The sequence below is a fragment of the Gemmata sp. genome (genome assembly GCF_051859125.1).
Taxonomy (GTDB): domain Bacteria; phylum Planctomycetota; class Planctomycetia; order Gemmatales; family Gemmataceae; genus Gemmata.
In genome coordinates, this window is record NZ_JBHYGG010000265.1 from 22,538 (window position 1) to 45,229 (window position 22,692).

Here is a 22,692-nt window from a genome sequence, read left to right on the forward strand (position 1 = left end):
TCGTCCTCGTCGTCGTCGTCGCGCTTCTTTTTGGCGCGTGGGCGGTCGTCATCCTCGTCGTCGTCACGGGACTTCTTCTTGCGCGGCCGGTCGTCGTCGTCGTCGTCCTCGCGTTTCTTCCTGGAACGGGGCTCGTCGTCCTCGTCCCGGTCACGCTTCTTCGGCTTCACCTTGGTGTCCACACCGTGGGAATCGTCGAACGCGAACGGGTCGGCCGCTGCCGCGGCGGGGACGGGGTCGGCCGCGAGCGCCCTCGTTCCGGGGGTGCTTCCGATCGAGGGGGCGGGGGCTTCGACTCGCGGGGCCGGCTTGGGGACCGGTCCGGAGGCGGGGCGGGCCGCCGGGGCGGGTGGCAGTCCGGGCATGGCGGGCTTGGACGAGCCGAACCCCACGCGGGCGGCCGGCGTAGGACTCCCGACCGAAGGCGTGGCCGGTCCGGGGGGCTTCGGGGGCGCGGCCACCGCCGCGGGCGCGGCGGCCGGGGCGGCACCGCCCGCACCGAACGGGGACGGCATGCTGATGACGCTCAGCATCTGGCCGTCGCCAACGGAGTCGCTGGCGTCCCCGTTAGCTCCGGGGATGCGGAACTGCGTCTCGCACTTTTTGCACTTGGCCTTCTTACCGACCATGTTGTCGGGGGCCTTCAGCCGCAACCCACACCCTGGACACGGTACTTCGACGGGCATAGCAAACCCCGCTCAAGATTCACGGCGATGTGAAGATCAGATCAAGTCGCTTCGGGGGCGGGCGATAACGGGCACCCTCTCACCCCGGCGTGGGCCGCCTGGGAAAGGGAAGCAACTACCGGCCCCAACCAAAGTTAACAATGAAGGCTACCCTCCGGCGTGCGGAGATGCAACCGGCCAACTCGAATCACCGACGGATTCTGCGTTTGACGAACGGGACGATCGGACCGCCTGGGACGGAGCGCCGCGGCACCCGCCCCACCGGACCAGCGTACCCCGACGCCGGCCCGGTCGCCACCAGTTATGAGAGCATTTTGAGATTTTGAGTTCCCTCCGCGGGCGGATTCTTCCTCCCGCCTCCGCGGGCGTGCGGCGCGTCCGGCCCACCTACCGGCGCACCTGCTCCCCGCCCTCGGCCAGGGCGAGCACGCAGAACGCTGAGCCCGCGTTCGCGATGTAGTGCGCCTTTTCGTTGCTCAGCGACCGCGTGAACCACCGGCCGCTCTCCCGCTGGTTCGCCTTGATCCACGCCAGCCCCTTCGCGACGGCGGGGTCGGCCGCCGGCACCCCGGACCGGAGCAGCACGAACGTCACGAACCCGGTCCCGTACCCGTCGCCGGCCCCGGCCGGGTCGTTGGGCGTCTTGTCGTGCCGCGCGTACGTCCCGAGCGCCGCCAGCGCCCAGCCGCCGTCCTTGTGCTGCCGCTCGCGGAGCGCAGCGACCGCGGCCTTCTGCTCGTCTGCGGTCATGAGCCCGTCGAGTTTGGTGGACGCCCAGAGGAGCACGGCGGTGTGGTGCAGGTCCGGGGAGGGGGTCTTCTGGAAGTACCCCTTGAGCCGCTCGACGCCGGCGCGGGCCTTCTCGGTTTTCGCGTAGTCCTCGGGCGCGTACCCGACCGCGAGCGCCGCGAGCGCGGCCCCGTAGTAGTCGTCGTGCTCGAGCGGCGGCCAGTCGCACTTGAGCCACGCCCACTCGCCGGTCTTCCGCTGCACGTCCCACATCTTGTCGAGGGCGGCGCGCGTGGTCGGGTGGAGCTTCCCGGTCTGCTGGGCGTCGTTGAACGCCAGGGCGAAGGCCGTCGCCACGACGTAGGTGTCGCCGCGGGGCTTGCCGCCGTTCGACCACGACGCCACGTCCTTTTCGAGGAACGTGCGGACCTCCTTCCAGTCGTCGCCGCCGGGGAGCAGCGGCCGGGCCGTGAGGTACGGCATGTTCGTGTGGCAGGTGACGCACTTGCGGTCGCGGGTCCAGTTCACGCCGACGCCGTCGAGGTACTCGGCCGCCTTGGCCGCGGAGTACGCCTTCGCGAGCGGCTCGTCGTCCCTCGTGGGGCCGGGCCTGGGGACGTCGGCCGCGAGCGCCGGCGCGGCCGACAACGCGAGGAGGAGTGCGGCACGCATGGGAGAACCTCGTGGGAGTGGGGAAGGGGTCGTCCGGCGGGGCGGAAGCCCCATTGTGCCGCCCCGCGCAGTGGTCCGAAAGTATCAAGCGCGCAACGGCGGGTTTTCCCGAGCAACGGTTGATCGCACCGCCGCGGTCCGGTAGCCTCAGCGGCGACCGACACTCCCCGGAGCCGCCCCATGCGACCCTTGTTTCTCGCGCTCCTCGCCGGCGCGTTCGCCGCGTCGCTCGCCGCCGCGCCGCCGGCCGTGCCCCACGCCGACAAGCTCGACGCCGTCCCCGCCCGGATGCAGAAGTTCGTCGAGTCCGACGACCTCGCCGGGGCGGTGTGCGTGATCGGCCGCGGGGACGGCGTCGTCCACGAGTCGGCCGTCGGGTTCCGCGACCTCGCCGCGAAGGCCCACATGCAGAAGGACACGCTGTTCCGCATCGCGTCGATGACCAAGCCGGTCACCGCGATCGGCATCATGATCCTGGCCGACGAGGGCAAGCTCTCGCCGGACGACGACGTTGCCAAGCACCTCCCCGAGTTCACGGGGCAGATGCTCGCGGGCGAGAAGACGGCCGACGGCGTGGCGCTCAAGAAGCCGGGCCGCCCGGTCAAGCTCCGCGACCTGCTCACGCACACCGCAGGGTTGGCGAACTACCCAACGGGCGTCAGCGACGTGTACACGAAGCGGAACCGCACGCTCGCCGAAACGACCCTCGCGACCGCGCTCCAGCCGCTCCAGTTCGAGCCGGGGACCAGGTGGAGCTACTCGAACCCGGGCATCGACGCGCTCGGCCGGGTCATCGAGGTCGTCTCCGGGCAGAGCTACGAGTCCTTCCTCCAGAAGCGCGTCTTCGAGCCGCTCGGCATGACCGACACGACGTTCTACCCGACCAAGGAGCAGACCGCCCGCGTCGCCGTGACCTACGGCAAGGACAAGTACGGGAAGCTCGTCGCGGCCGTGAACGCACTACTCGACCTGCCGCCGAACCCGAAGCACCCGGTCCCGGCCGGCGGCCTCGTGTCGAGCGGGGCCGACCTCGCGAAGCTGTACCAGATGATGCTCAACAAGGGCGAGTTGAACGGGAAGCGGGTCATCTCCGAGAAGGCGGTTGCGGAGATGACCAAGGTGCAGACCGGCGACATCAAGACCGGGTTCGTGGAGGGGATGGGGTTCGGCTACGGCTTCGCCGTCGTGCGGGAGCCCAAGGGGGTGACGGCGGTGCTCTCCCCGGGGACGTTCGGCCACGGCGGCGCGTTCGGCACGCAGGGGTGGATCGACCCCGTTCAGAACGTGTTCTGCATTCTTCTCATTCAGCGGACCGGCCTCGCCAACGGCGACGCCTCACCGATGCGGCAGGCGCTCCAGGAACTCGCCGTCGAGGCGATCAAGAAGTGATTGCAGGTGGGCGCGCCGCCTGCCGCGAGGCGGGCGACGCCCTTGGCACGCGGGTCGCTATCATGTCACCTCGGAAGTCCCCCCGCGAGGCGCACCACCATGACCGACCCGACCGTTCCCGCCACGCCGCCGGCCACCGATGCTGGTGCGCCGCCGGTCGCGCCCCCGACCGACGGGCCCCAGTACGAGTTCAACGACGCGCAGAACCAGGTCATCAACGACCTGGCGACGGCCATCGTCTGGGTGCGGTTGCCGCTCTTGGTCGCCGCGCTGCTCCAGGCGATGATCGCCGTCGGGCTGGCGTTCCGCGTCGGCCGCGACGGGGCGCACATCGTCGGCGTGCTCGGCCACGCGCTGTCGTCGGTCGTGTGCTTCATGCTCGCGAACTGGCTGATGCGGGCCGCCGCCGCGTTCGCCCGGGTCACGACCACCACCGGCCGCGACATCTCGCACATGATGACGGCCCTGCGGAGCCTCGGGGCGTGGTTCGACCTGCTCGCGTTCTTCGTGAAGCTGTACCTCCTCCTGCTCGGGCTGCTGCTCGCGATCCTGTGCTTCGGGCTGCTGTTCGGCACGTTCCGCGAGGCGGTGTGAGCGCCGGCGCTACTGCCCGGGGTGCTTGATGCCGGCCGCGTCGGCCGCCTTCTGGACGTAGTCCATCATCGGCCGCATCGCCGCCACGTCCGTCCCGGAGACGCGGTCCTCGTTCTGGTACATGGTCCGGAGCGACTTGAAGATGCCCGGGTCGCCGCCGGTGAACGCGGCGACCAGTGCGAACCACCGCCGCGCCAGTTCCTGCGCTCCTGGATCGCTCGGCTCGACGCCGGTGTCCATGGCCGCCCGCACCTCGGCCTGGAGGTCGGCCCACAGCTGCGGGGCGCGGCGGATGGTCTCCTGCATCTCCGCGCCGCCCGCCGTTCGCCGGTCCTCCAACTGCTTCAGTTGCTCGGGCGTGTAATACTTCTCGATCATGGTCATGGCCTCGATGGTTTGAAGAAACGTCTCGGGGGACGCCCCGCCCTCCCGGTCGAGCACCTCCGAAAGCCCCCGGAGCCGGTCGCCGAGTTCGGCGAGTTCCGCCGCCCGCTTCCGCACGCTCTCCAGGTGGAGCCGCACGACCGCACGCGGGTCGTAGTCGGGCCGGGTCAGGAACTCCTTGACCTGCTCCAGTCCGAAGCCGAGTTGCTTCAGGCACAGGACCTGGTGGAGCCGCGCGAGGTCGGCGGCCGTGTACAGCCTGTGCCCGGACCCGTGGGCCGACCCCGTGCGGCCGGACGGCGAGAGCAGGCCGATCGCGTCGTAGTGGTGCAGGGTGCGGACCGTGAGCCCGGTGCGGGCCGCGAGTTCGCCCACCTTCCACGTCGGTTCGGGGGTCATCGCCGGCTCCGGGGTGTTCGACGGACGCATGCTACGGCCTGACGCACCGTGAGGTTCAAGGGCCGGCCCGCGCATTTCTGACTTTTACCCGCGGGCCGTTTCGCTTTACATTCCTGGTATGGACTTCTCGCAAGAAGAACTCGTCGAGGCGGTCGAGCGGCTGGTCAACGGCCTGCTGGAGCGGGCCGGCGTGGCCGCGCCGCCGGTCGACGCGCTGCGCGTCGCCGAGGAGCACCTCGGCATTCCCGTCGAGGTGATCGAGCCGGCGGAGGAGGACGAGCACGGCCGCCGGCGGCCGCGGGCGCGGCAGCAGACTCAGGGCGTTCAAATCACCGACGACATGACCGACGAGCAGAAGAACAAGGCCGCGGCCGCCGGGATCGCCCGGTCGCTGCTCCCGGAGGTGTTGAAGAAGCTCGGCGTGCCGCTCGGGGCCGAGGACCGCTCGCTCCGGACGCACATCGCGTCGCTCGTCGTCCCGCGCGTCCTCATCCCGACGCGGCTGCTGCGGGCCGCGCTGCGGGACTGCAAGTACGACGTGCCGGCGCTGAAAACGGTCTTCGCGACCGCCACCACCGAGGCCGTCGCGCTGCGGCTGCTGGACCTGGACGAGCCGTGCGTCATCGCCATCGTGGACGACGCCGTCGTCGCCCTGCGGCGGAGCAACCGGTTCGCGGTGCCCAAGGCGCTGGAGGCGGCGGAGCGGGCGTGCCTCGCGAAGGTCGCCGAGTTGGAACTGCCGCACCGGGTGCGCCTGGACGGGTGGACGACGACCGGCTGGCACGTCCCCGACCGGCCGTTTCAGCGGATTATTCTGCGCTCGGTCCGCGACGACGATGTATAATGTTTCGATAGTGAACGATCTCCGGCGGCCGAGGCAGAGTCTCGCGGCCGCCGGACTTTTTTCCTGACCCCGACCGTGCCGCAACCGATCCCGCGGGACCACCCGCTGCTCACGTTCCGAACACGGGCGGGGCTCCCGTTGACGACGGCAAGACATCCGGGCCGCCGAACCCGCACGCGGTGATCGCGAGAACCAGTACCCCACCTCCGCTGTCCAGGTACCGTCCCCGACGAGCGGCTGGTCTGTTCCCGAACACCGCGACCCTGCGACCGGAGCCCGAGGACGAAGGAGCGCTCGGCCATGACCGATGACGACCGGATCCCGATGACCCGCGAAGGGTACGACAAGCTCAAGGCCGAACTCGAGCGCCTCCGCGGCGTCGAGATGCTCGAGATCACCAAGCGGGTCGCCACGGCCCGCGAGATGGGCGACCTGAGCGAGAACGCCGAGTACCACGCGGCCCGCGAGGACCAGGGCATGCTCCAGGCCCGGGTGAACGACCTGTCGGACCGGCTGTCCCGCGCCGTCATCATCGACCCGAGCAAGATGCCCAAGGACACCGTCGCCTTCGGCAGCAAGGTCCGGGTCATGGACCTCGACGTGGACGAGGAAGAAACGTACGAGATCGTCGGGCCGGGCCAGGAGAACCCCGACAAGGGCCGGATCCTGAGCACCAGCCCGATCGGGCAGGGGCTCCTCGGCAAGAAGAAGGGCGAGACGGTCAGCATCCCGGTGCCCCGGGGGACCATCAGGTTCAAGGTGCTGGAGATTTCGGCCGCGGCCATCTGATGCGGAGTCTCGTGGGGTCGTTCGTGTCTGGTGGGGCAGGCATTCTTGCCTGCCTCCGGGCGCGTTGGGAGGCAGGCAAGAATGCCTGCCCCACCACGAGCAGCTGATCCACGCGATTCGGGATGAGATCTGTCAGGTTGGAGCCGTTCTCGGGTTCCCATCGCCGGTTCCGGCCCCGCCCCTACCCCCGCCGACCTCAATTGTGACGCACTGGCACGAGTTTTTCATCCGATCCCCTTGATCTGTCCGGTTCCGTAGTCGAAACTCGTTGTGTGAGTTGGCGTCCCGTTCGAGCCGACCACCGGCCCGCCCCAGGAGGCGGCATGTCAGACCCGCGGCTCCTCAGTGTGCACCTGGACGGCTTGCCGCGGCGCGACGAGTTTCGTGCCGCGCGTCAGGCCATTCAGGCGGCGTGCGGGGACCAGACCCTCGCCGGCGACCTGCGGATGCTCGCCCCCGGTGAGCACCTCGACGATCCCACCATCGCCGGCCCGCCCGCCCGATCGACGCAGCCGGCGGGCCGGTTCGCGTTCTACATCAAGGACGGCGCGAACGTGTACCCCCTCCACTTCGGCCTCAACAGCGTCGGCCGGCTCCCCGACAACGACGTGGTGATCCGCGACGAGTGCGTGTCCCGCCGGCACTGTGCCGTCGTCGTCCACCACGACCTGCGGTGCGAGATCCACGACGTCGCCAGCAAGAACGGGACGGTCCTGAACGGCCGCAAGATTCCCGGCCCGACCCGGATCCAGTCCGGCGACCAGATCGTCCTCTGCGGCCGCCGCCTCACCTTCCACATCACCGAACTGGCCGAGTCCTCCGCCGCAATTTGACCGCTCCCCGGGGTTCCATGCACATTGCCCTCGTCTGTCCCGAACTGCACGGGCACATGAACCCGATGGCCACGCTCGGCGGCGAACTCGCCCGCCGCGGCCACCGCATCAGCCTGTTGAGTTCCCCGCTCGCGAAGCCGAAGGCCGACGCCTGCGGGTTCGAACTGCTCCCGGTCGGCGTGCCCGAGCACGAGTCGGGGTACATGCGGCGGCAACTCGACCGGCTCGCGAAGATGCGCGGGCTCGCCGCGCTGCGGTTCACCGGGCAGATGATCTGCGAGCAAACCGAGGTCGCCCTCCGCGACGCGCCCGGGGTGCTGCGGCGGGCCGGGGTCGATGCGGTGGTGGTCGATCAGGTCGCCCCGGCGGGGGCGACGCTCGCCGACGTGCAGCGGGTTCCGTTCGTGATGGTCTGCAACGCGATGGCGATGCACCAGGAGGCGGGGGTGCCGCCCGGCGTGCTGGGCTGGCGCTACCGGCCGGGGCTCCTCGGGCGGCTCCGAAACCAACTCGGGAACGCCGTGCTGACCGCCGCCGCCCGGCCGATCACCCGGGTCGTCACCGCGTTCCGCGGGCGGCACGGGCTGAGCCGGTACGCCTTCAACGACACGCAGCGGTTCGGGCTCGCCCAGGTCGCGCAGCAGCCGGCGTTCTTCGACTACCCCCGGCGCGAGCTGCCGACCCACTTCCACTACACCGGCCCGTGGCACGGCCCCGGCCGCGACAGCGAGGCGGTCCCGTTCCCGTACGAAAAGCTCGACGGCCGACCGCTGGTGTACGCCTCGCTGGGCACGATCCAGAACATGCTCGGCCAGGTGTACCGGGCGATCCTCGACGGGTGCGCCGACCTCCCGGTCCAGGTGGTCGTCTCGCTCGGGCGCGCGGGGGCGGTGTGGGACCAGCGGGTGCCGGCGAACGCGCTCGTGGTGCCGTTCGCCCCGCAGTTGACGCTCCTCGACCGGGCGAGCCTGCTCGTCACGCACGCCGGGATGAACACCGCACTCGAAGGGCTCGCTCGCGGGCTGCCGATGCTCTGCGTTCCGGTGACGAACGACCAACCGGGGGTCGCCGGGCGGGTGGGGTGGCTCGGGGCGGGGCTCACGCTCGCGCCGGCACGGGCGACCGCGGCCCGCGTCCGCGAGGTGGTTCAGAAGCTCCTGACCGACGGCCGCTACCGTGCGGCGGCGGAGCGGTGTCGCGACAAGTTGAAGGGGAACCCCGGCGTCGCGCGTGCGGCCGACATCGTGGAGGAAGCCTTCCGCACCGGGAAGCGGGTGGAGCGCTGAGCGGGCAGCGGTCAGTAGTCGGACGGCGGCGGGAGCGAGCTGTTGCGGCTGCCGAGCCACTGGTACGTGTCGAACGGGATCGAGTCGCGGACGAACCGGACCGAGCCGTCGCCGAGCACGAAGTTCGCCCCGCCCAGGTGGACGCTGCGGAACCCGTAGTAGGAACTCTTGGTCCAATAGTCGAGCGGCGCGTCGGCCCGGACCACGTACGCCCGGGTGTTCAGCGGCACGTTCGTCGTCGCGTGACTGTCGCCGGGGTGCGCCCGGACCCAGGTGGTCGACCCGGTCCGCGGCTGGCCGGTGTACGTGCCGCTCGTGAACGTGTACCCGGTCATGGTGTAGTGCATCTCGCCCGCGAGGAGCGTGTTCGAGGTGCCCTTCGTGACGTGGCCGAGTTCGACCCTGGCGATGTGCGGCGACACCATCATGCCGTCGTCCGCGGTGAACGACGCCTTGAGCGTGTTCCACCGGGTGAGGGCCAGCGCGCCGGTGGCACCGTGCGACGAGTACTCGGGGACCGTCGCGGTCCACCCCGCGGTGCTGCCGATCGGCTGGAAGTTCCCGCGGCACCAGCCGTAACTCGAGAACGGGAGCGTGTACGCGTCGGCCGGGGCGGGGGCCGGCATGGACGCGCACAGGTAGGACTTCAGCGGGTTGCGCGTCAGGCTCGCGTTCGACGGGGAGCCGGTCGTGTCGGTCGGGCCGAGGGCCGGGTTGTACTGCCGGGCGATTACGTCCTGCTCCAGGTACGGTAAGATCTCAATGAACGCGCTGTGGAGCACGTAGTTGGTGCCGAGGTTCTCCACCGCGACCACGTCGGCGGCCCCGTTCGTCGGCCCGTGGAGGGCCGTCGCAACCGACGGGAGGCGGCCGCGGACCCCGTGGTAGTTGTGAACCGCCAGGCCGATCTGCTTCATGTTGTTTCCGCAGCTCATCCGTGCGGCCGCCTCGCGGACCTTTTGCACCGCGGGGAGCAGCAACCCGATGAGCACCGCGATGATCGCGATGACCACCAGCAGTTCGATCAGCGTGAAGGCACGACGGGTGCGATGCATGGCGACGGCTCTGGTGTGACGAATGCTCGATCTGTATTATCGCGCCACCGCCCCGCGTCTAACAGAATCGCATTAGAAATCTGAAGGTTGACGATGTCCGCGTTCGAGAGCGCCCTGATCCTGACCGGCCCGACGGCGTGCGGGAAGACCGCGCTCGCCCTTGAGGTCGCCGAGCAACTCAGTGCCGAGATCGTCGCGCTCGACTCGATGACCGTGTACCGCGGCATGGACATCGGCACCGCGAAGCCGACCGCCGCGGAGAAGGCCCGCGTCCGCCACCACCTGATCGACGTCCTCGACCCGTGGGAGTCGCTGACGGTCGCGTGGTGGCTCGCGGCGGCCGAGCGGGCGTGCCGGGACATTACGGGCCGCGGCAAGCGGCCGCTGTTCGTGGGCGGGACGCCGTTTTACCTGAAGGCGCTGTTGTTCGGCCTGTTCGACGGGCCGCCGGGCGACCCGGCCGTCCGCGGTGCCCTGGAAGCCGAGGCCGAGTCGGTGGGGAAGGGGGCGCTGCACGCGCGGCTCGCGGCGGTCGACCCGAAGACGGCGGCGCGGCTCCACCCCAACGACGTGCGGCGGGTGGTGCGTGCGCTGGAGGTTCACACGCTGACCGGCAGACCGATCTCGGCGTGGCAGCAGACGTGGGACACCCCATCGTTCGCGGACTCGCCCGAGACCGCCCCGCCGCCGGCCCGCATTCCGGCCGTCGTACTCGAACTCCCCCGCGAGGTGCTGTACGACCGCATCAACCGGCGGGTCGGTGCGATGCTCGCGGCCGGGTGGCTCGACGAGGTACGCCGTTTGCGGGAGCTCCCGCGACCGTTGAGCCGCGAGGCGCGCCAGGCGCTGGGCTACCGCGAACTGCTGGCCCACCTGGAAGCCGGGGGCGGGGCGGAACTGGCCGAGACGGTCGAGTTGATCCGGACCCGCACCCGGCAGTTCGCCAAGCGGCAACTCACCTGGTTCCGGCACCTGCCGCAACTGGTGCCGGTCGCGGCGGGCACGCCCGAGGCGTTGGAACGGGTCGTGGCGGCACTCCAGACGGGTGAACGGGCCGAATCTCCACCGGGAGAAATTGACACTTCGACCTGAAAGCGCGATGATAATTTCGACGACCCTGGCCTTGATGTGTCGGTTTTTCGCGACAACCGAATCGCGGTTGTGCTATACCACGAGTAGCAACTCTCATTGTGCAGGTCGCCCACCTGCGACGGGATCTTGTTATGCGAACCGTGACGTTCCTCGTTCTCGAAGGCGTGGACAAGGGTCGGGTCTACAAGGACCTCCCGATCCCGATCACGATCGGCCGCGAGGAGGGCAACGGGCTGCGGCTGAACGACGAGCGCGTCAGCCGGTTCCACGCCAAGGTCCAGGTCGAAGACGGCGACATCATCCTGACCGACCTCGACAGCACGAACGGGACGCGGGTGAACGGGACCGCGATCCAGATCCGGCGGCTCCGCCCCGGCGACCAGCTCTCGATCGGCCGCACGATGCTCCTGTTCGGCACGATGGAAGAGATCGCGGCCCGGCGGGCGGTGGCCCCGGCGAGCGCGGGGAACCAGGCCCAAACGGTGCGGGCCGACGAACTGGCGGCCGCCTCGGGCCGCAGCCCGGCCCCCGCACCCGCGCCCGCCTCCAGCGACCGCACGGTCGGCCCCGGCGGGACCCCCCACTGGAGCGCCCTCGACGAGGACATCCCCCCCCTCCCGCAAAAGCTCACCCCGGCACAAGCCGCCCGCCTCGCCGAAATCCTCGACTACCTCCACCGCGGGCTGACCATAGCCGTCGAGAACATCGACGCGAACGAGGACGGCACCGAGGTCCGCATCGGGTTCGCCGAGTGGCAGATGGTGCAGGCCGTCCAGATGCTCCTCGCCCGGTACGGCCGCTCGATCTCGGAGCCCAGCGACAAGGAGTGAGGCCGGCACCGGTCACAGACGCAACGGGGGCTTCGGCCCCTGTTTTCGTTTCGGCCGCTCGCGAACCGCCCAACCACCATGCGAATCCTCGTCGTCTCCGACATCCACGGCAACCGGGCGGCCCTCGAAGCGATCCGGGAGCCGCACGACGCGTGCCTGTGCCTGGGCGACATCGTGGACTACGGCCCCGAGCCGGCCGCGTGCGTGGACTGGGTGCGGGCCAACGCCGCCCACTGCGTCCGCGGGAACCACGACCACGGGGTCGCGCACGACGTCGAGGTGCAGGGCGTTTCCGGGTTCCGCTACCTGACCGCCGCGACCCGCCCGGGCACGGTCCGGCTCCTGTCCGCCGGGCAGCGCCGGTACCTGGCCGACCTGCCCACGGCGGCGATGCTGGCCCTCGGCGGCAAGCGGTTCCTGCTGGTCCACGGCACGCCCCGCGACCCGCTGGACGAGTACGCGCTGGCGACCGTCGAGAACTGGGCGCCGCTGTTGGCCGGGCTCACCGTCGACTTCGTCCTCGTCGGGCACACGCACCAGCTCTACGCGCTCGACGTGAACGGCGTCACCGTCGTGAACCCCGGCAGCGTGGGGCTGAACCGCAACAACGACCCGCGGGCGACCTACGCGGTGATCGACGACGGCCGGGTCGAGCTGAAGAGCGTCGAGTACCCGGTAGAGGAGACGGTCGCGGCCCTCGACGGGTTCCTGCCCCGCAACCCGCTCGCCCGGCAGATGCTCACCGAGACGTACCGCGGCAACGGCCTGCTCGCCCGGTGGGCCAAGACGAGCCCGCCGAGCGACGAGACCACCCCCTCGTGAGCGTCACCCCCGCGGCGGCCGCGTCACCAGGATCACGGTGAGCACGACCGTGCAGCCCGCGGCCCCCATCGACATCGCCAGCAGGACGGGTTGCACGCCGAACGCGGTGACCGCCTGGCCCGCGAGCAGGTGCCCGAGCGGCGCGCTGGCGCTGAGCGTCATCGCCCACAGGGCCATCACCCGGCCCCGCTTCGCGTCCGGCACCGCGAGTTGCAGCGTCGATTGCCCGGTCGAGAGGTACAGGATCAGCCCGAACCCGGCGGTCGCGCACCCGAGGACCGCGCGCCACAGCTCGCCGGCCTGCGACACGATGAACAACCCCAGCGCGCTGGCGGCCGCACCGATCACGAGGAACCGCCAGCGCAGCTCGGTCCTGCCGAACGTCGCGGTCGCGAGCGCGGCGAGCAGTGCCCCGGCCCCGACGGTGCTGACGAGGACGCTGTACGTCCGCTCGCTGTGCCCCAGGTTGAGCCGGGTGAACGCGGGGAGGATCGTGATGAGCGGCCACCCGAAGACGCACATCGCGAGCGTCAGCACCACCAGCCCGCCGAGCGCCGGGTTCTGGCGGAGGTAGCGGACGCCGTCCCACATCGAACCGGCGGTGCGCTTCTTGGTCGCGCCGTCGCCGGGCACCCGGATCGCCCGCAGCGCGAACAGCACCGCGACGAAGCTCACCGAGTTCAGCGCGAAGCACCCGACCGCGCCCGCGGTGACGGCGTTCATGCCATCGGGAAGGTACGGGGCCGCGACGCCGGCGAGCAGGAACACGAGCCCGGCGAGGGCCGGCCCGACCGCCCGCGCCGAGTTGAACAGGAGCGAGTTCAGGCCGACCGCGTTGATGAGGTCTTCCTTGGGCACGAGGTCCGGCACGAACGCGAGCCGCGACGGCAGGTCCACCGCTTGGATGACGCCGCTCACGAGCATGAAGCCGACGAGCACCAGCGGGACGATGAGGTCGCTGGCGAGCAGGGCGGTGAGCACGGTGGCATGTGCGAGGAACGCGCACTGGGTGGTGAAGATGAGCTTCCGCTTGGGGTACCGGTCCGCGAGGCCGCCGCCCCAGCTCCCGAAGAGCACCGTGGGGCCGACCTGTGCGACGAGGAGCCACGACGGCCACCGCGGGTCGCCGGTGCGGTCGTACATGAGCCACATGAGCGCCGCCGACTGCATCCACGACCCGACGAACGAGACGATCTGCCCGAGGAAGTAGAGGCGGTAGTTGCGGTGCCGGAGCGAGCGGAACGTGGTGTCGCGGAGCGCGGCGATGAGCGAACGGCGGTCCATGCGGGGTGGTCCTGGCGAGCCGGGGCGTGCGCGACCGGAGTATTATGCGAACTCCGGCCGCCCACCCATCACCCGTACTTCTTGTGGCAGTCGGCGGACGACATCTTCAGGGCCTTCACCAGCCCCCCGGAGAGCTTCTCGCCCTCGGGGTCGAGGTACAAACGGCCGCCGGCGTCCTTGATCGTCGGGTCGTAGCCGATCACGTGGACGTTGAAGATGTACGCCGCGTCCGAGAGCGAGCGGAACCAGTGGATGTTGTCCTTGTGATCCGAGATTGTCGAGAGATCGCCCGGCTCGAACTCGCGGTCGATGGTCGGCTTGATGACGTAGTGGTCCTTGTGCGTTTCGACGCGGTCGTAGTGCTTCCCGTGCCACTTCCCCTTGAGGACGATGAACCCGGTACACATGTTCGCGTGGCCGTGCGGCACGATCGACTTGCCCTTCTTGCACCCGAAGATCTGCTTGCCGAACCCGAGGTTCGCCGGGAGCCCCGCGACCTTCGAGAGGTCGAACCCGACGTTCGCCGCGCCGCTGTCCGGCAGCGGCTTCTTCTCGACGTCGTCGAGCTTGACGAGGCCGCACAGCGCCTTCAGATCGACCTGCTTGTAGAGGTCCTCCATCTTGGTCTGGAACTCGAGGTCGGTGAGTTTGCCGTCCTTGAGGTCCCTCGCCATCGCGGTGAGTTCGCCAAACCACTTGTCGACGGTCGGCTTCACCGCGTCGGCGAACAGGTTGCGGGTGTGGAGGAACTCGACCAGCCCGAAGGTGATGGCCGAGCCGAGGAGGCGGGAGTGGAACTCGCGGCGGGATTGCACGGCGGCATCTCCGGGAGGTGGGTGGGCCGCCTGAGGATACCACGGCGGGTGGGGCCGGGGTAGCGAACTCACCCCGGCTCGCGCTTGCCGTCGCCGGGGCCGTCGGGCGCTTCCTGCGCTTCGAGCTTGAACGGCTGCCACACGTGCGGGCGGGCGAGCGGCTCGATGTGGAGCACCTCTTCGCCGCGCTGGAACACGCGGACCGAGCCCGACGACTGGCTGACGGCGAACGCGACGGCCGCGGTCGCCTTGCTGATCCCCGCGGCCGCCATGTGCCGGCTGCCGAACCCCTTTCGCAAGTTCACCCCCTCGGCCCGCGGGTTCAGGTGCAGGCACGCGGCCTCGGCGATGCCGTCGCGGCCGATGAGGATGGCCCCGTCGAGCTTGGCGATCTCCTTGATCTGCTCGCGGACGTCGCGGTTGCGGATGTCCCGCTCGGCCCGGCTGTACCCGCGGAACGGGTTGTAGTTCTGGAACCGCGACATGCTCAGCACCTTCCGCGTGTCGCCGACGACGAGCACGGTGCCGACCGGCTGCCCCTCGCGGCCCTCGCGGCCGATCTCCGTGGCGAGGTCGACGACCGCCCGCAGCACGTCGATCGGGGCCGCGTCGCCGAGGACGCGGAGGTCCTGGGCGGTCATCCGCTCCAGGTGCTCGCCGAGGTGGATCACGCTGAGGCTGTCGACCGGTTCGGGGGCGTCCTCGTCGGAGCTGGCGATGCCGTTGTAGAGGGCAACGATGTGCGCCCCGGGCTGCAGTTGGTTCTCGGACACGGCCTTGAGCAGCGCCGAGTTCATCCGCTCCTGGGTCGGGACCGGCTCCGGGTCGAGGTCGATGACGGTCCACTCGTCCCGCTCGCGGAGCGACTTGGTGAGGGCCGGGTTCTCGGCGGCGACGAACAGCTTGCACCCGGAGAGCATCCGCGACAGTTCGTCCCAGTCAACGGTCGTCTCGGTGAGCAGCAGCACGGCGTCGGCCGGGAGGCTCTTCACGAGGTCCCGGGCCGCCTGCAACAGGGCGACGGTTTGGCTCGGCAGGCTCATGCAACACGTGGCGGTGCCAGGGAAGGGTACTCTGTAGCAGACCTAGTAGACGGACGGCCGCAAAGCTACCACAGTGGGCAGAGATTCGGTGCATTTTCCCGTTTTCCGCGATCCGGGCACCGCGGGGCCGATCTCACCTTGCCCCGCCCGGCCCGCGGTGCGGACAATACACCATCTCACACCCGCACTCGGAGGCACGAATGCTCGACACGATTCTCGACGCCGTCGGCCACACGCCGCTCGTGCTGCTGAACCGCCTCACCGAGGGGCTCCAGGCGAAGGTGGCGATCAAGGTCGAGGCGCAGAACCCCGGCGGGAGCGTCAAGGACCGCGTGGCGATGGCCATGATCGCCGAGGCCGAGCAGAAGGGGCTCCTCCGGGCCGGCGGCACCATCATCGAGGCGACCGCCGGCAACACCGGCGTCGGCCTGGCGATGGTCGCGGCCGTGAAGGGCTACCGGTGCATCTTCGTGCTGCCCGACAAGATGTCGGCCGAGAAGATCGCGCTGCTGCGGGCCTACGGGGCGGAGGTCGTCGTCACGCAAACGGCCGTCGCGCCCGACTCGCCCGAGAGCTACAACGGCGTGGCCGACCGGCTCTCGCGCGAGATCCCCGGGGCGTGGCGGCCGAACCAGTTCACCAACCTCGCGAACCCCGAGGTCCACTACCGCACCACCGGCCCGGAGATCTGGGAGCAGACCCGCGGGAAGATCACCGTGTTCGTCGCCGGGGTCGGCACCGGCGGCACGGTCAGCGGCGTCGGGAAGTACCTCAAGGAGCGGAACCCGAACGTCCGGGTGGTCGGGGCCGACCCCGAGGGCTCGATCCTCTCGGGCGGGTCGCCGAAGCCGTGGAAGGTCGAGGGGATCGGCGAGGACTTCGTGCCCAAGACGTTCCGCAGCGAGTTCGTGGACGACTGGGAGCGGGTGAGCGACGCCGAGTCGTTCCACGTCGCCCGCGAACTGGCCCGCCGCGAGGGGATGTTGCTCGGGGGCAGCACCGGCACGAACGTCGCCGCGGCGCTCCGCTACGCCCGCCGCCTCGGCTCGGGGCACCTGGTCGTGGCGCTCGGGTGCGACACCGGCCGCAACTACCTGAGCAAGTTCTTCGACGACGGCTGGCTGTCCGCGAACAAGCTCAGCTTCGCGGAGGCACCGTCCTTCTCGGTCGGCGACCTGCTCAAGAAGCGCGGCGACCGGAAGCTCGTGACCATCGCGCCGGACGCGACCGCGGCGCAGGCGATCCAGCTCCTGGAGGCGACCGGCATCTCGCAGCTGCCGGTGATGGACGGGGGCAAGCCGGTCGGCAGCGTGCAGGAGGTGTCGCTGGCCCGCATCCTGCACGACGGCAAGGACCCGACGCAGGTGCCGATCAGCGACGTGATGGGCCGCCCGCTGCCGGTGATCGACGTCCGCACGCACCTCGACGAGGCGTACCGCCTGCTCCTCGCCGGGTACACGGGCGTGCTGGCGACCGCCGAGGGCAAGGTGGTGGACATCCTCACCCGCATCGACCTGATCCACTACTGGGACCAGACCCGGGTGAAGTGAGCCCGAGCCTGCCACGAGGAGGGGCCGCGATGCCACTGTACGATCACTTTCACGGTCCGCTCGCACGCCGCGCCTGGCAATCGTTCCACGCCCAGTGGGCCGGGGCCATGGCTGCCGACTTGAACCGACGCCTTCCCATACGATTCGTCGCGGAAGCACCGATGTCGCTCGGGTCGTCGGTTTCTGCGGACGTGGTCGAGTACGAAGGGCGGCCAACAGGTGACCAAGCGAATGGTGGCAAGAGCGGCCCGGGCGGGGGTGGTTCCACTGCCCTGGCGACCGAAACCTACACCCCCCCGAAGGCCGATCTGACGATGGCCGCGGACTTCGATACCGAGGTAAAGGTCGAGGTCCGCGACGTGACCGACGACTACCGTGTCCTCGCGGTGCTCGAACTCGTTAGCCCGGGAAACAAAAAAGAGAAGGGGGAGCGGGAGCGGTTCGCCTCAAAGTGCCTGGGCTACCTCGGGAAGGGGATCGGGCTCGTGATCGTCGATATCGTCAACGAGCGGCGGTGGAACCTGCACAACGAACTGGTCCATCTGGCGGAGCGTGGCCCGCGCGTGCTCATGGAAGGCGACCCGCCGCTCTACGTGACCGCGTACCGTCCGGTTCACCGCAAGAAAAAGGACGTGATCGACATCTGGACCTGGCCGCTCACACTCGGGGCGACGCTCCCCGCGGTGCCGCTCGCGCTGAAGGGCTTCGGCTGCGTGCGGCTCGACCTCGAAGCCACGTACTCCGAGGCGTGCGAGCGGAGCCGAATTCCGTGAGCCTCAGCCGCGGCCCGTGCGACCAGTTGACCAACTTCCAGGAGCCACTCCGATGCCCCGACCCGAAGCGCTTTCCGCGGACCCGCTGCCGGGCCTGTTCCAGTGGTGCGAGAGCGTGGCCGACGCCCTCAACGCGCAACTCGCTGCGGGCGGCCGGTTCGCGGCCGAGGTCGCGTGCCGCACGCGCGCGAAGCTGGCCGAAGCACTTCCCCCCGCCGCGGCCGGTGCGCCGACGTTCTCCGCACCGGTTCGGTTCACCGACCGATTTGGCGTGGACGTGTTCGACACGAGCGACGGCCGCCGGCTCGCCGCAGCGGTGCTGTTCGCGACGCCCGACAACAAGGCGGACTCCGACTCGGCCCTCGCGTTCGCGGCCCGCGTCGCGGGGGTGCTCGGGGCGGGCGTCGGTGTCGTCGTCGTGGACGCCGTGCCCGGTCCGCCGGCGTGGGCGACGCACCTGAACAGCCTCGCGCCGGTGAGTCCGATCGCGCGCCGGGCGAGGAAGGGCGAGTGGACCGTCCTGGCCGTTCAACCGGCGGTCCGCGGCGGTGCGGAACAACTCGACGTGTGGTCGCACCTCGTCGACGCCGGCGGTGCGCTGCCAGCCGTGCCGCTGTCGGTTGGCGGAACGGAACTGAAACTCGATCTCGAAGCGTGCCTCGCGGCCGCCCGCACCCGCGGGTGATCCGGTGGTGAAGATTCATCCTGGGAGATGCTGATGGGCGACCGTGAGAAGCGACTCGTTGCGGCCGGGTTCCCGCTGGACCGCGGGCCGAAGGAGGGGACCGTCATCGACCTGCTGTCGGTGCTGGGCGACACGCTCTACGCCTCGGGGCAGGTGCCCTACGACGCGGGCGTGCTGACCAGTAAGGGCAAGGTGCCGTCGCAGGTGTCGGTCGAGGACGCGACGAAGGCCGCCGCGCTGTGCGCCGCGAACATCCTGCGGGCGATCGTCACCAAGCTCGGCTCGCTCGACCGCATCGCTCGCGTTGTTCGCATGACAGGCTACGTCAACACCGACCCGGACTTCACCGACTGTCACCTCGTCATCAACGGCGCAACGAACCTGCTGAAAGAAGTGTTCGGCCCGGACGCCGGCCGGCACGCCCGCACCGCCCTCGGCATGGGGCAACTCCCGCTCGGCACCAGCGTCGAGGTCGAGGCGATCTTCGAGCTGGATAAGGAATACGGGATCTGACGACCCTCCTTACGGTTGTCGGCCGTCGGCCATTTTCGCGAGCGCCGGCTTCTCGAAGAGCCGGCCGTTCTGCACGACCGCGTGGACCGACCGGACGTTCTTAATGTTGTCGAGCGGGTTGGCGTCGAGCAGCACGAGATCGGCGAGTTTGCCCCGCTCGACGGTACCCAGGTCCTTGAGGCGATCGAAGTATTCTGCCGGGTTGCGGGTCGCGGTTCGCAGTGCTTCGGCCGGCGTGAGGCCGGCCTTCACGAACAGTTCCAGCTCGTCGTGGACCCCGGAGCCGGGGAAGCAGTACGGCACGGGCGTGTCGGTTCCCGCGAGGAGCTTCACCCCGGCCTTGTGCATCGCGCCGACCAGCTTGATGTGCCCCTCGAACAGGATGCGCTGCTGCTCGATGTCGCGAGCTGTCAGCCAGATGCCGAGGATTGGAAATCGCTTCTCGGTCTCCTTCACCTTCACCACGGCTCCGAAGATCCGCACCGTTACGACCGACTCCGCTTGCAGCGCGCCCCACGCGAACCGCATCCGCGGCAGGAGCGTGCGCTTCCGGGGGTCGTTGGTGAACGTCGGGTCGCTGAGCGACGCCCACACGCGGCGCGTCACGAGCGTCGGCACCTGCCACGTCCCGTTCTTGACGAACTTCTTGAACAGCGCATCGGCGGCCGCGTCGTCGTAGCTGTCGAGCGCCTTCACCTGCAACCGCCACGCGGCCGCGGCGTCGAGCGTGTCCCGCACCATCCCGCCCGCGGCCATGATCGCGACGAGTTCCTTCCGCAGTCGCGCTTCGTCCTTCGAGCACGAGAACAGAACGCCGTAGCAGTGCTCGAACGACTTCATGCCGCGGTCCGAGGCGTCTGCGGCGCTGACCGCGTGCGGAACGTGGCCGGCGACCGCGAGCTTTGTCGGTCCCTTGGCGGCCTCGTCCAGGATCGCGAAGAACGCCTCGGGTGTGAGGAACGGGTAGACCTTGAGGAACTCCTCGCCGTCCTTGCGCATCTGGGCGACGGCCGCACGCGCTTCGTCCGGAGTGCGGGTCGCGACCGCACTGCCCGGGATCACCGGGGCCCTGCCGTTCAGCCCGTCGAGCATCCGCGTGGTGGCGACAACACGCGGGCCGACGAGCCTGCCGGCCTCGATCTCCTTCTGCCACTCGCGAACGTTCGGCGACGGCAGCCCCGGCACCCCCGGCCGGCTGAACATGTGCCGCACGCCGGTGACGCCGTTGGCGACGAACTGCGGGAGGAACTCTTTTTCGACGTGCGCGTGCATGTCCCACATCCCGGGGATGAGGAACTTGCCATCGGCCTTGATGACCTGCGCGCCCTCGGGAACCGCGACCTTCCCGGTCTTGCCGATCTCGGTGATGCGGTCGCCGGTGACGATCACCGTCATGTCCTGCTGCGGGGCCGCCCCCGTGCAGTCGATGACTGTGGCACCGGTGATGGCGAGCGGCGGGGTCGGCTTCGCCTGCCCGACCGCGAGCGACGGGAGGGCGAGCAGGAGCGCGACGGCGAGCGTCTTCATGACGACCTCGGGAAAGGTTCGGCCGGTCTCGGTGTTCAACTCTGGAGGGCGCGTTCCAGATCGGCGCGGAGGTCGGCGAGGTCCTCGATGCCGACGCTCAGGCGGATGAGGCCGTCGTCGACGCCGCGGGCCTCGCGCACTTCCTTCGGGATGCTCGCGTGGGTCATCGTCGTCGGGTGGCAGACGAGCGACTCGACCCCGCCGAGGCTCTCGGCGAGGCTGAACAGCTTCGTCCGCGTCAGGAACAGCTTCGCGGCCGGGATGCCGCCCTTGAGCTTCAGCGAGATCATGCCGCCGAAGTTCCGCATCTGCTTCTTGGCGACCGCGTGGCCCGGGTGGTCGGGCAGGCCGGGGTAGTAGACCTGCGCGACCGCGGGGTGCTTCACGAGCCACGAAGCGAGTGACACCGCGTTGTCACCGTGCCGGTCCATCCGCACCGCGAGCGTCTTGAGCCCGCGGAGCACGAGGTACGAGTCGAACGGCCCCGGCACCCCGCCGGCCGCGTTCTGGTAGAACTTGATCGGGTCCATCAGCGCCTTCGGGCCGACGGCGCACCCGCCGACGACGTCCGAGTGCCCGCCGAGGTACTTCGTGGTGCTGTGGACGACGAGGTCGGCCCCGAGCTTGATCGGCTGCTGCAGGTACGGCGACGCGAACGTGTTGTCGACCACGAACGTCGCCCCGTGCTTGTGGGCGACCTCCGCGATCGCCGCGATGTCCAGCACCTGGAGGAGCGGGTTCGTCGGCGTCTCGATCCACACGAGCTTCGTCTTCGGCGTGAGGATCGCCTCGAACCCGGCGGGGCTCGCGTCGTCGGTGTACCGGGCGCTCAGCCCCCACGGCTTGAACACCTTGTCGAGCAGCCGGAACGTGCCGCCGTACATGTCGGACGAGGCCGCGACCTCGTCCCCAGGCCGGAGCAGGGCGGCGAACACCGCGGTCGTGGCCGCGAGACCGGACGCGAACGCCAGGCCGCGCTCGCCCTCTTCGAGTGCCGCGAGGGCCGTTTCGAGCGCCGTGCGGGTCGGGTTCCCGCTGCGGCTGTACTCGTACCCCTTGTGGTCGCCGGGGGCGGCTTGTGTGTAGGTGCTGGTCGCGTAGATCGGCACGACCGTTGCGCCGGTGGCCGGGTCGGCGTCCTGCCCGGCGTGGATCGCTCGCGTGCTGAACCCGGATGCCTCCATCGCAAAATCCTCCTCGGTGGTTGCGTTATCCTACCCGTCGGCGCGGGGGCGAGGGAACCGCAACTCATTCGACGAGGTGACAGAGTGATCCGGGAATTCCGCGGGTCGCGCACTTCACCCGCGAGCCGTCGGCGGGGATGATAGCGGGCGACCACGTCCCCTCGGAGCCCCACGCATGTCCGGTCCGTACCCCGATCGCCGAGAGCTACTCGCCATGTCCGCCGGGTTCGTCGGCGCGAGCGCCGCCACCGCGGCCGACCCGAAGCCGCAGCCGAAGAAGAAGTACCCGTTCAAGAAGTCGATCAACCTGTGGGCGTTCCCGTACCCGCAGAAGATGTCGCTGGAGCAGTGCCTGCAACTCGCGAAGGACGCCGGGTTCGACGCCATCGAACTCAACTACGACCTGGAGAGCGACCTGTCGCCGAAGTCCGGCCCCAAGGAGTTCGCCGCGATCCGCCGCACGGCCGAGAAGATCGGCATCGCGATCAGCGGGATGTGCTCGTTCCTGTTCTGGCCGTACCCGCTGACGAGCAACGACCCGGCGAAGCGCGCCCGCGGGCTCGAACTGGCCGGCAAGATCGCCGGGGCCGCCGCGGAGTTGGGCACCGATAACGTGCTGGTGGTGCCGGGGGCGGTGCACATCCCGTGGCGCACCGACTACGAGCCGGTGCCGAACGACGTGTGCGACAGGCGCGCCCGCGAGGCGATCAAGTCGCTGATCCCGGCGGCCGAGAAGCTCAAGGTGTACCTGAACATCGAGAACATCTTCTTCAACGGCTACCTGATGACCCCCATGGAGATGAACGACTTCGTGGACTCGTTCCAGAGCGACCGCGTGCGGGTCCACTTCGACACCGGGAACATCATGCAGTTGAAGTTTTCCAATGTGGCGTTATGATCTCGGGGTGCCTTCA

The 22,692-nt window shown here is 69.7% G+C and carries 21 protein-coding genes and 2 pseudogenes; 14 read left to right on the forward strand and 9 right to left on the reverse strand.

Annotated elements, in window-relative coordinates; translation table 11 throughout:
* Together ACTIGN_RS25705 and ACTIGN_RS25710 are read right to left on the reverse strand one after the other, a co-directional pair.
* Positions 1-629, reverse strand: a pseudogene (locus ACTIGN_RS25705) (hypothetical protein); the annotation flags it as partial.
* Positions 630-1,073: 444 nt separating this feature from the next.
* Positions 1,074-2,087, reverse strand: a complete 1,014-nt coding sequence (locus tag ACTIGN_RS25710) for a squalene--hopene cyclase (protein ID WP_439629241.1) — start codon at positions 2,085-2,087, stop codon at positions 1,074-1,076.
* A 180-nt stretch (positions 2,088-2,267) separates the two neighbouring features.
* On the opposite strand from ACTIGN_RS25710, the gene ACTIGN_RS25715 reads away from it, so the two are divergent.
* Together ACTIGN_RS25715 and ACTIGN_RS25720 are read left to right on the forward strand one after the other, a co-directional pair.
* Positions 2,268-3,476 carry a serine hydrolase domain-containing protein gene (locus tag ACTIGN_RS25715; RefSeq protein ID WP_439629243.1) on the forward strand — a complete coding sequence of 403 codons (1,209 nt, stop codon included), beginning with the start codon at positions 2,268-2,270 and terminating at the stop codon, positions 3,474-3,476.
* A gap of 99 nt (positions 3,477-3,575) precedes the next feature.
* Positions 3,576-4,070 (forward strand): hypothetical protein, encoded by a 495-nt coding sequence (locus tag ACTIGN_RS25720; RefSeq protein WP_439629245.1) that lies wholly within the window; start codon positions 3,576-3,578, stop codon positions 4,068-4,070.
* Positions 4,071-4,079: 9 nt separating this feature from the next.
* Here the strand turns inward: ACTIGN_RS25720 and ACTIGN_RS25725 are convergent, their stop codons facing one another.
* Positions 4,080-4,853, reverse strand: a complete 774-nt coding sequence (locus ACTIGN_RS25725) for a MerR family transcriptional regulator (protein ID WP_439629247.1) — start codon at positions 4,851-4,853, stop codon at positions 4,080-4,082.
* A gap of 118 nt (positions 4,854-4,971) precedes the next feature.
* Between ACTIGN_RS25725 and ACTIGN_RS25730 the strand changes: the two genes are divergently transcribed.
* The 4 genes from ACTIGN_RS25730 to ACTIGN_RS25745 all read left to right on the forward strand — a co-directional run bounded on the left by ACTIGN_RS25730 (position 4,972) and on the right by ACTIGN_RS25745 (position 8,605).
* Positions 4,972-5,697 (forward strand): hypothetical protein, encoded by a 726-nt coding sequence (locus ACTIGN_RS25730; protein WP_439629249.1) that lies wholly within the window; start codon positions 4,972-4,974, stop codon positions 5,695-5,697.
* A gap of 300 nt (positions 5,698-5,997) precedes the next feature.
* The gene (greA, locus tag ACTIGN_RS25735; RefSeq protein ID WP_439629251.1) at positions 5,998-6,486 is read left to right on the forward strand and encodes a transcription elongation factor GreA; all 489 of its coding nucleotides are present in this window, start codon (positions 5,998-6,000) and stop codon (positions 6,484-6,486) included.
* A gap of 323 nt (positions 6,487-6,809) precedes the next feature.
* Positions 6,810-7,319 carry an FHA domain-containing protein gene (locus tag ACTIGN_RS25740; RefSeq protein ID WP_439629253.1) on the forward strand — a complete coding sequence of 170 codons (510 nt, stop codon included), beginning with the start codon at positions 6,810-6,812 and terminating at the stop codon, positions 7,317-7,319.
* Between the two features lie 17 nt (positions 7,320-7,336).
* On the forward strand, positions 7,337-8,605 hold the full coding sequence (locus ACTIGN_RS25745; RefSeq protein ID WP_439629255.1) for a nucleotide disphospho-sugar-binding domain-containing protein: 1,269 nt from the start codon (positions 7,337-7,339) through the stop codon (positions 8,603-8,605).
* 11 nt (positions 8,606-8,616) lie between these two features.
* Here ACTIGN_RS25745 and ACTIGN_RS25750 read toward each other — a convergent pair whose 3' ends face one another.
* The gene (locus ACTIGN_RS25750) at positions 8,617-9,660 is read right to left on the reverse strand and encodes a DUF1559 family PulG-like putative transporter (RefSeq protein ID WP_439629257.1); all 1,044 of its coding nucleotides are present in this window, start codon (positions 9,658-9,660) and stop codon (positions 8,617-8,619) included.
* Positions 9,661-9,753: 93 nt separating this feature from the next.
* Here ACTIGN_RS25750 and miaA point away from each other — a divergent pair, with 93 nt between their 5' ends.
* The 3 genes from miaA to ACTIGN_RS25765 all read left to right on the forward strand — a co-directional run bounded on the left by miaA (position 9,754) and on the right by ACTIGN_RS25765 (position 12,404).
* Positions 9,754-10,752 carry a tRNA (adenosine(37)-N6)-dimethylallyltransferase MiaA gene (gene miaA / locus ACTIGN_RS25755; RefSeq protein ID WP_439629259.1) on the forward strand — a complete coding sequence of 333 codons (999 nt, stop codon included), beginning with the start codon at positions 9,754-9,756 and terminating at the stop codon, positions 10,750-10,752.
* 131 nt (positions 10,753-10,883) lie between these two features.
* Positions 10,884-11,582: an FHA domain-containing protein gene (locus tag ACTIGN_RS25760; protein ID WP_439629261.1), complete on the forward strand. Its 699-nt coding sequence runs from the start codon at positions 10,884-10,886 to the stop codon at positions 11,580-11,582.
* Positions 11,583-11,660: 78 nt separating this feature from the next.
* Entirely contained in the window at positions 11,661-12,404 is a 744-nt protein-coding gene (locus tag ACTIGN_RS25765; protein WP_439629263.1) for a metallophosphoesterase family protein, read from the forward strand.
* Positions 12,405-12,407: 3 nt separating this feature from the next.
* On the opposite strand, the gene ACTIGN_RS25770 is transcribed toward ACTIGN_RS25765, so the two are convergent.
* From ACTIGN_RS25770 to ACTIGN_RS25780, 3 genes are all read right to left on the reverse strand, one after another.
* On the reverse strand, positions 12,408-13,688 hold the full coding sequence (locus tag ACTIGN_RS25770) for an MFS transporter (protein ID WP_439629265.1): 1,281 nt from the start codon (positions 13,686-13,688) through the stop codon (positions 12,408-12,410).
* 68 nt (positions 13,689-13,756) lie between these two features.
* On the reverse strand, positions 13,757-14,503 hold the full coding sequence (locus tag ACTIGN_RS25775; RefSeq protein WP_439629267.1) for a hypothetical protein: 747 nt from the start codon (positions 14,501-14,503) through the stop codon (positions 13,757-13,759).
* Positions 14,504-14,571: 68 nt separating this feature from the next.
* On the reverse strand, positions 14,572-15,546 hold the full coding sequence (locus ACTIGN_RS25780) for a DNA integrity scanning protein DisA nucleotide-binding domain protein (RefSeq protein WP_439629269.1): 975 nt from the start codon (positions 15,544-15,546) through the stop codon (positions 14,572-14,574).
* A 200-nt stretch (positions 15,547-15,746) separates the two neighbouring features.
* Here ACTIGN_RS25780 and ACTIGN_RS25785 point away from each other — a divergent pair, with 200 nt between their 5' ends.
* Genes ACTIGN_RS25785 through ACTIGN_RS25800 form a run of 4 tightly spaced genes read left to right on the forward strand, consistent with a single transcriptional unit; the run spans position 15,747 to position 19,067 of the window.
* Positions 15,747-17,096, forward strand: coding sequence for a pyridoxal-phosphate dependent enzyme (locus ACTIGN_RS25785; RefSeq protein WP_439629271.1), 1,350 nt, complete (start codon positions 15,747-15,749; stop codon positions 17,094-17,096).
* Between the two features lie 29 nt (positions 17,097-17,125).
* Positions 17,126-17,869: a DUF4058 family protein gene (locus ACTIGN_RS25790; RefSeq protein ID WP_439629281.1), complete on the forward strand. Its 744-nt coding sequence runs from the start codon at positions 17,126-17,128 to the stop codon at positions 17,867-17,869.
* A gap of 52 nt (positions 17,870-17,921) precedes the next feature.
* Positions 17,922-18,554 (forward strand): hypothetical protein, encoded by a 633-nt coding sequence (locus ACTIGN_RS25795; protein WP_439629273.1) that lies wholly within the window; start codon positions 17,922-17,924, stop codon positions 18,552-18,554.
* Positions 18,555-18,587: 33 nt separating this feature from the next.
* Positions 18,588-19,067: a RidA family protein gene (locus ACTIGN_RS25800; protein WP_439629275.1), complete on the forward strand. Its 480-nt coding sequence runs from the start codon at positions 18,588-18,590 to the stop codon at positions 19,065-19,067.
* A 9-nt stretch (positions 19,068-19,076) separates the two neighbouring features.
* Here ACTIGN_RS25800 and ACTIGN_RS25805 read toward each other — a convergent pair whose 3' ends face one another.
* Entirely contained in the window at positions 19,077-20,594 is a 1,518-nt protein-coding gene (locus tag ACTIGN_RS25805; RefSeq protein WP_439629277.1) for an amidohydrolase family protein, read from the reverse strand.
* A 35-nt stretch (positions 20,595-20,629) separates the two neighbouring features.
* Positions 20,630-21,778, reverse strand: coding sequence for a cystathionine gamma-synthase (locus ACTIGN_RS25810; RefSeq protein ID WP_439629279.1), 1,149 nt, complete (start codon positions 21,776-21,778; stop codon positions 20,630-20,632).
* A 214-nt stretch (positions 21,779-21,992) separates the two neighbouring features.
* Between ACTIGN_RS25810 and ACTIGN_RS25815 the strand changes: the two are divergent.
* Positions 21,993-22,658 (forward strand): annotated as a pseudogene (locus tag ACTIGN_RS25815) (sugar phosphate isomerase/epimerase family protein); the annotation flags it as partial.
* Between the last annotated feature and the right edge of the window lie 34 nt (positions 22,659-22,692).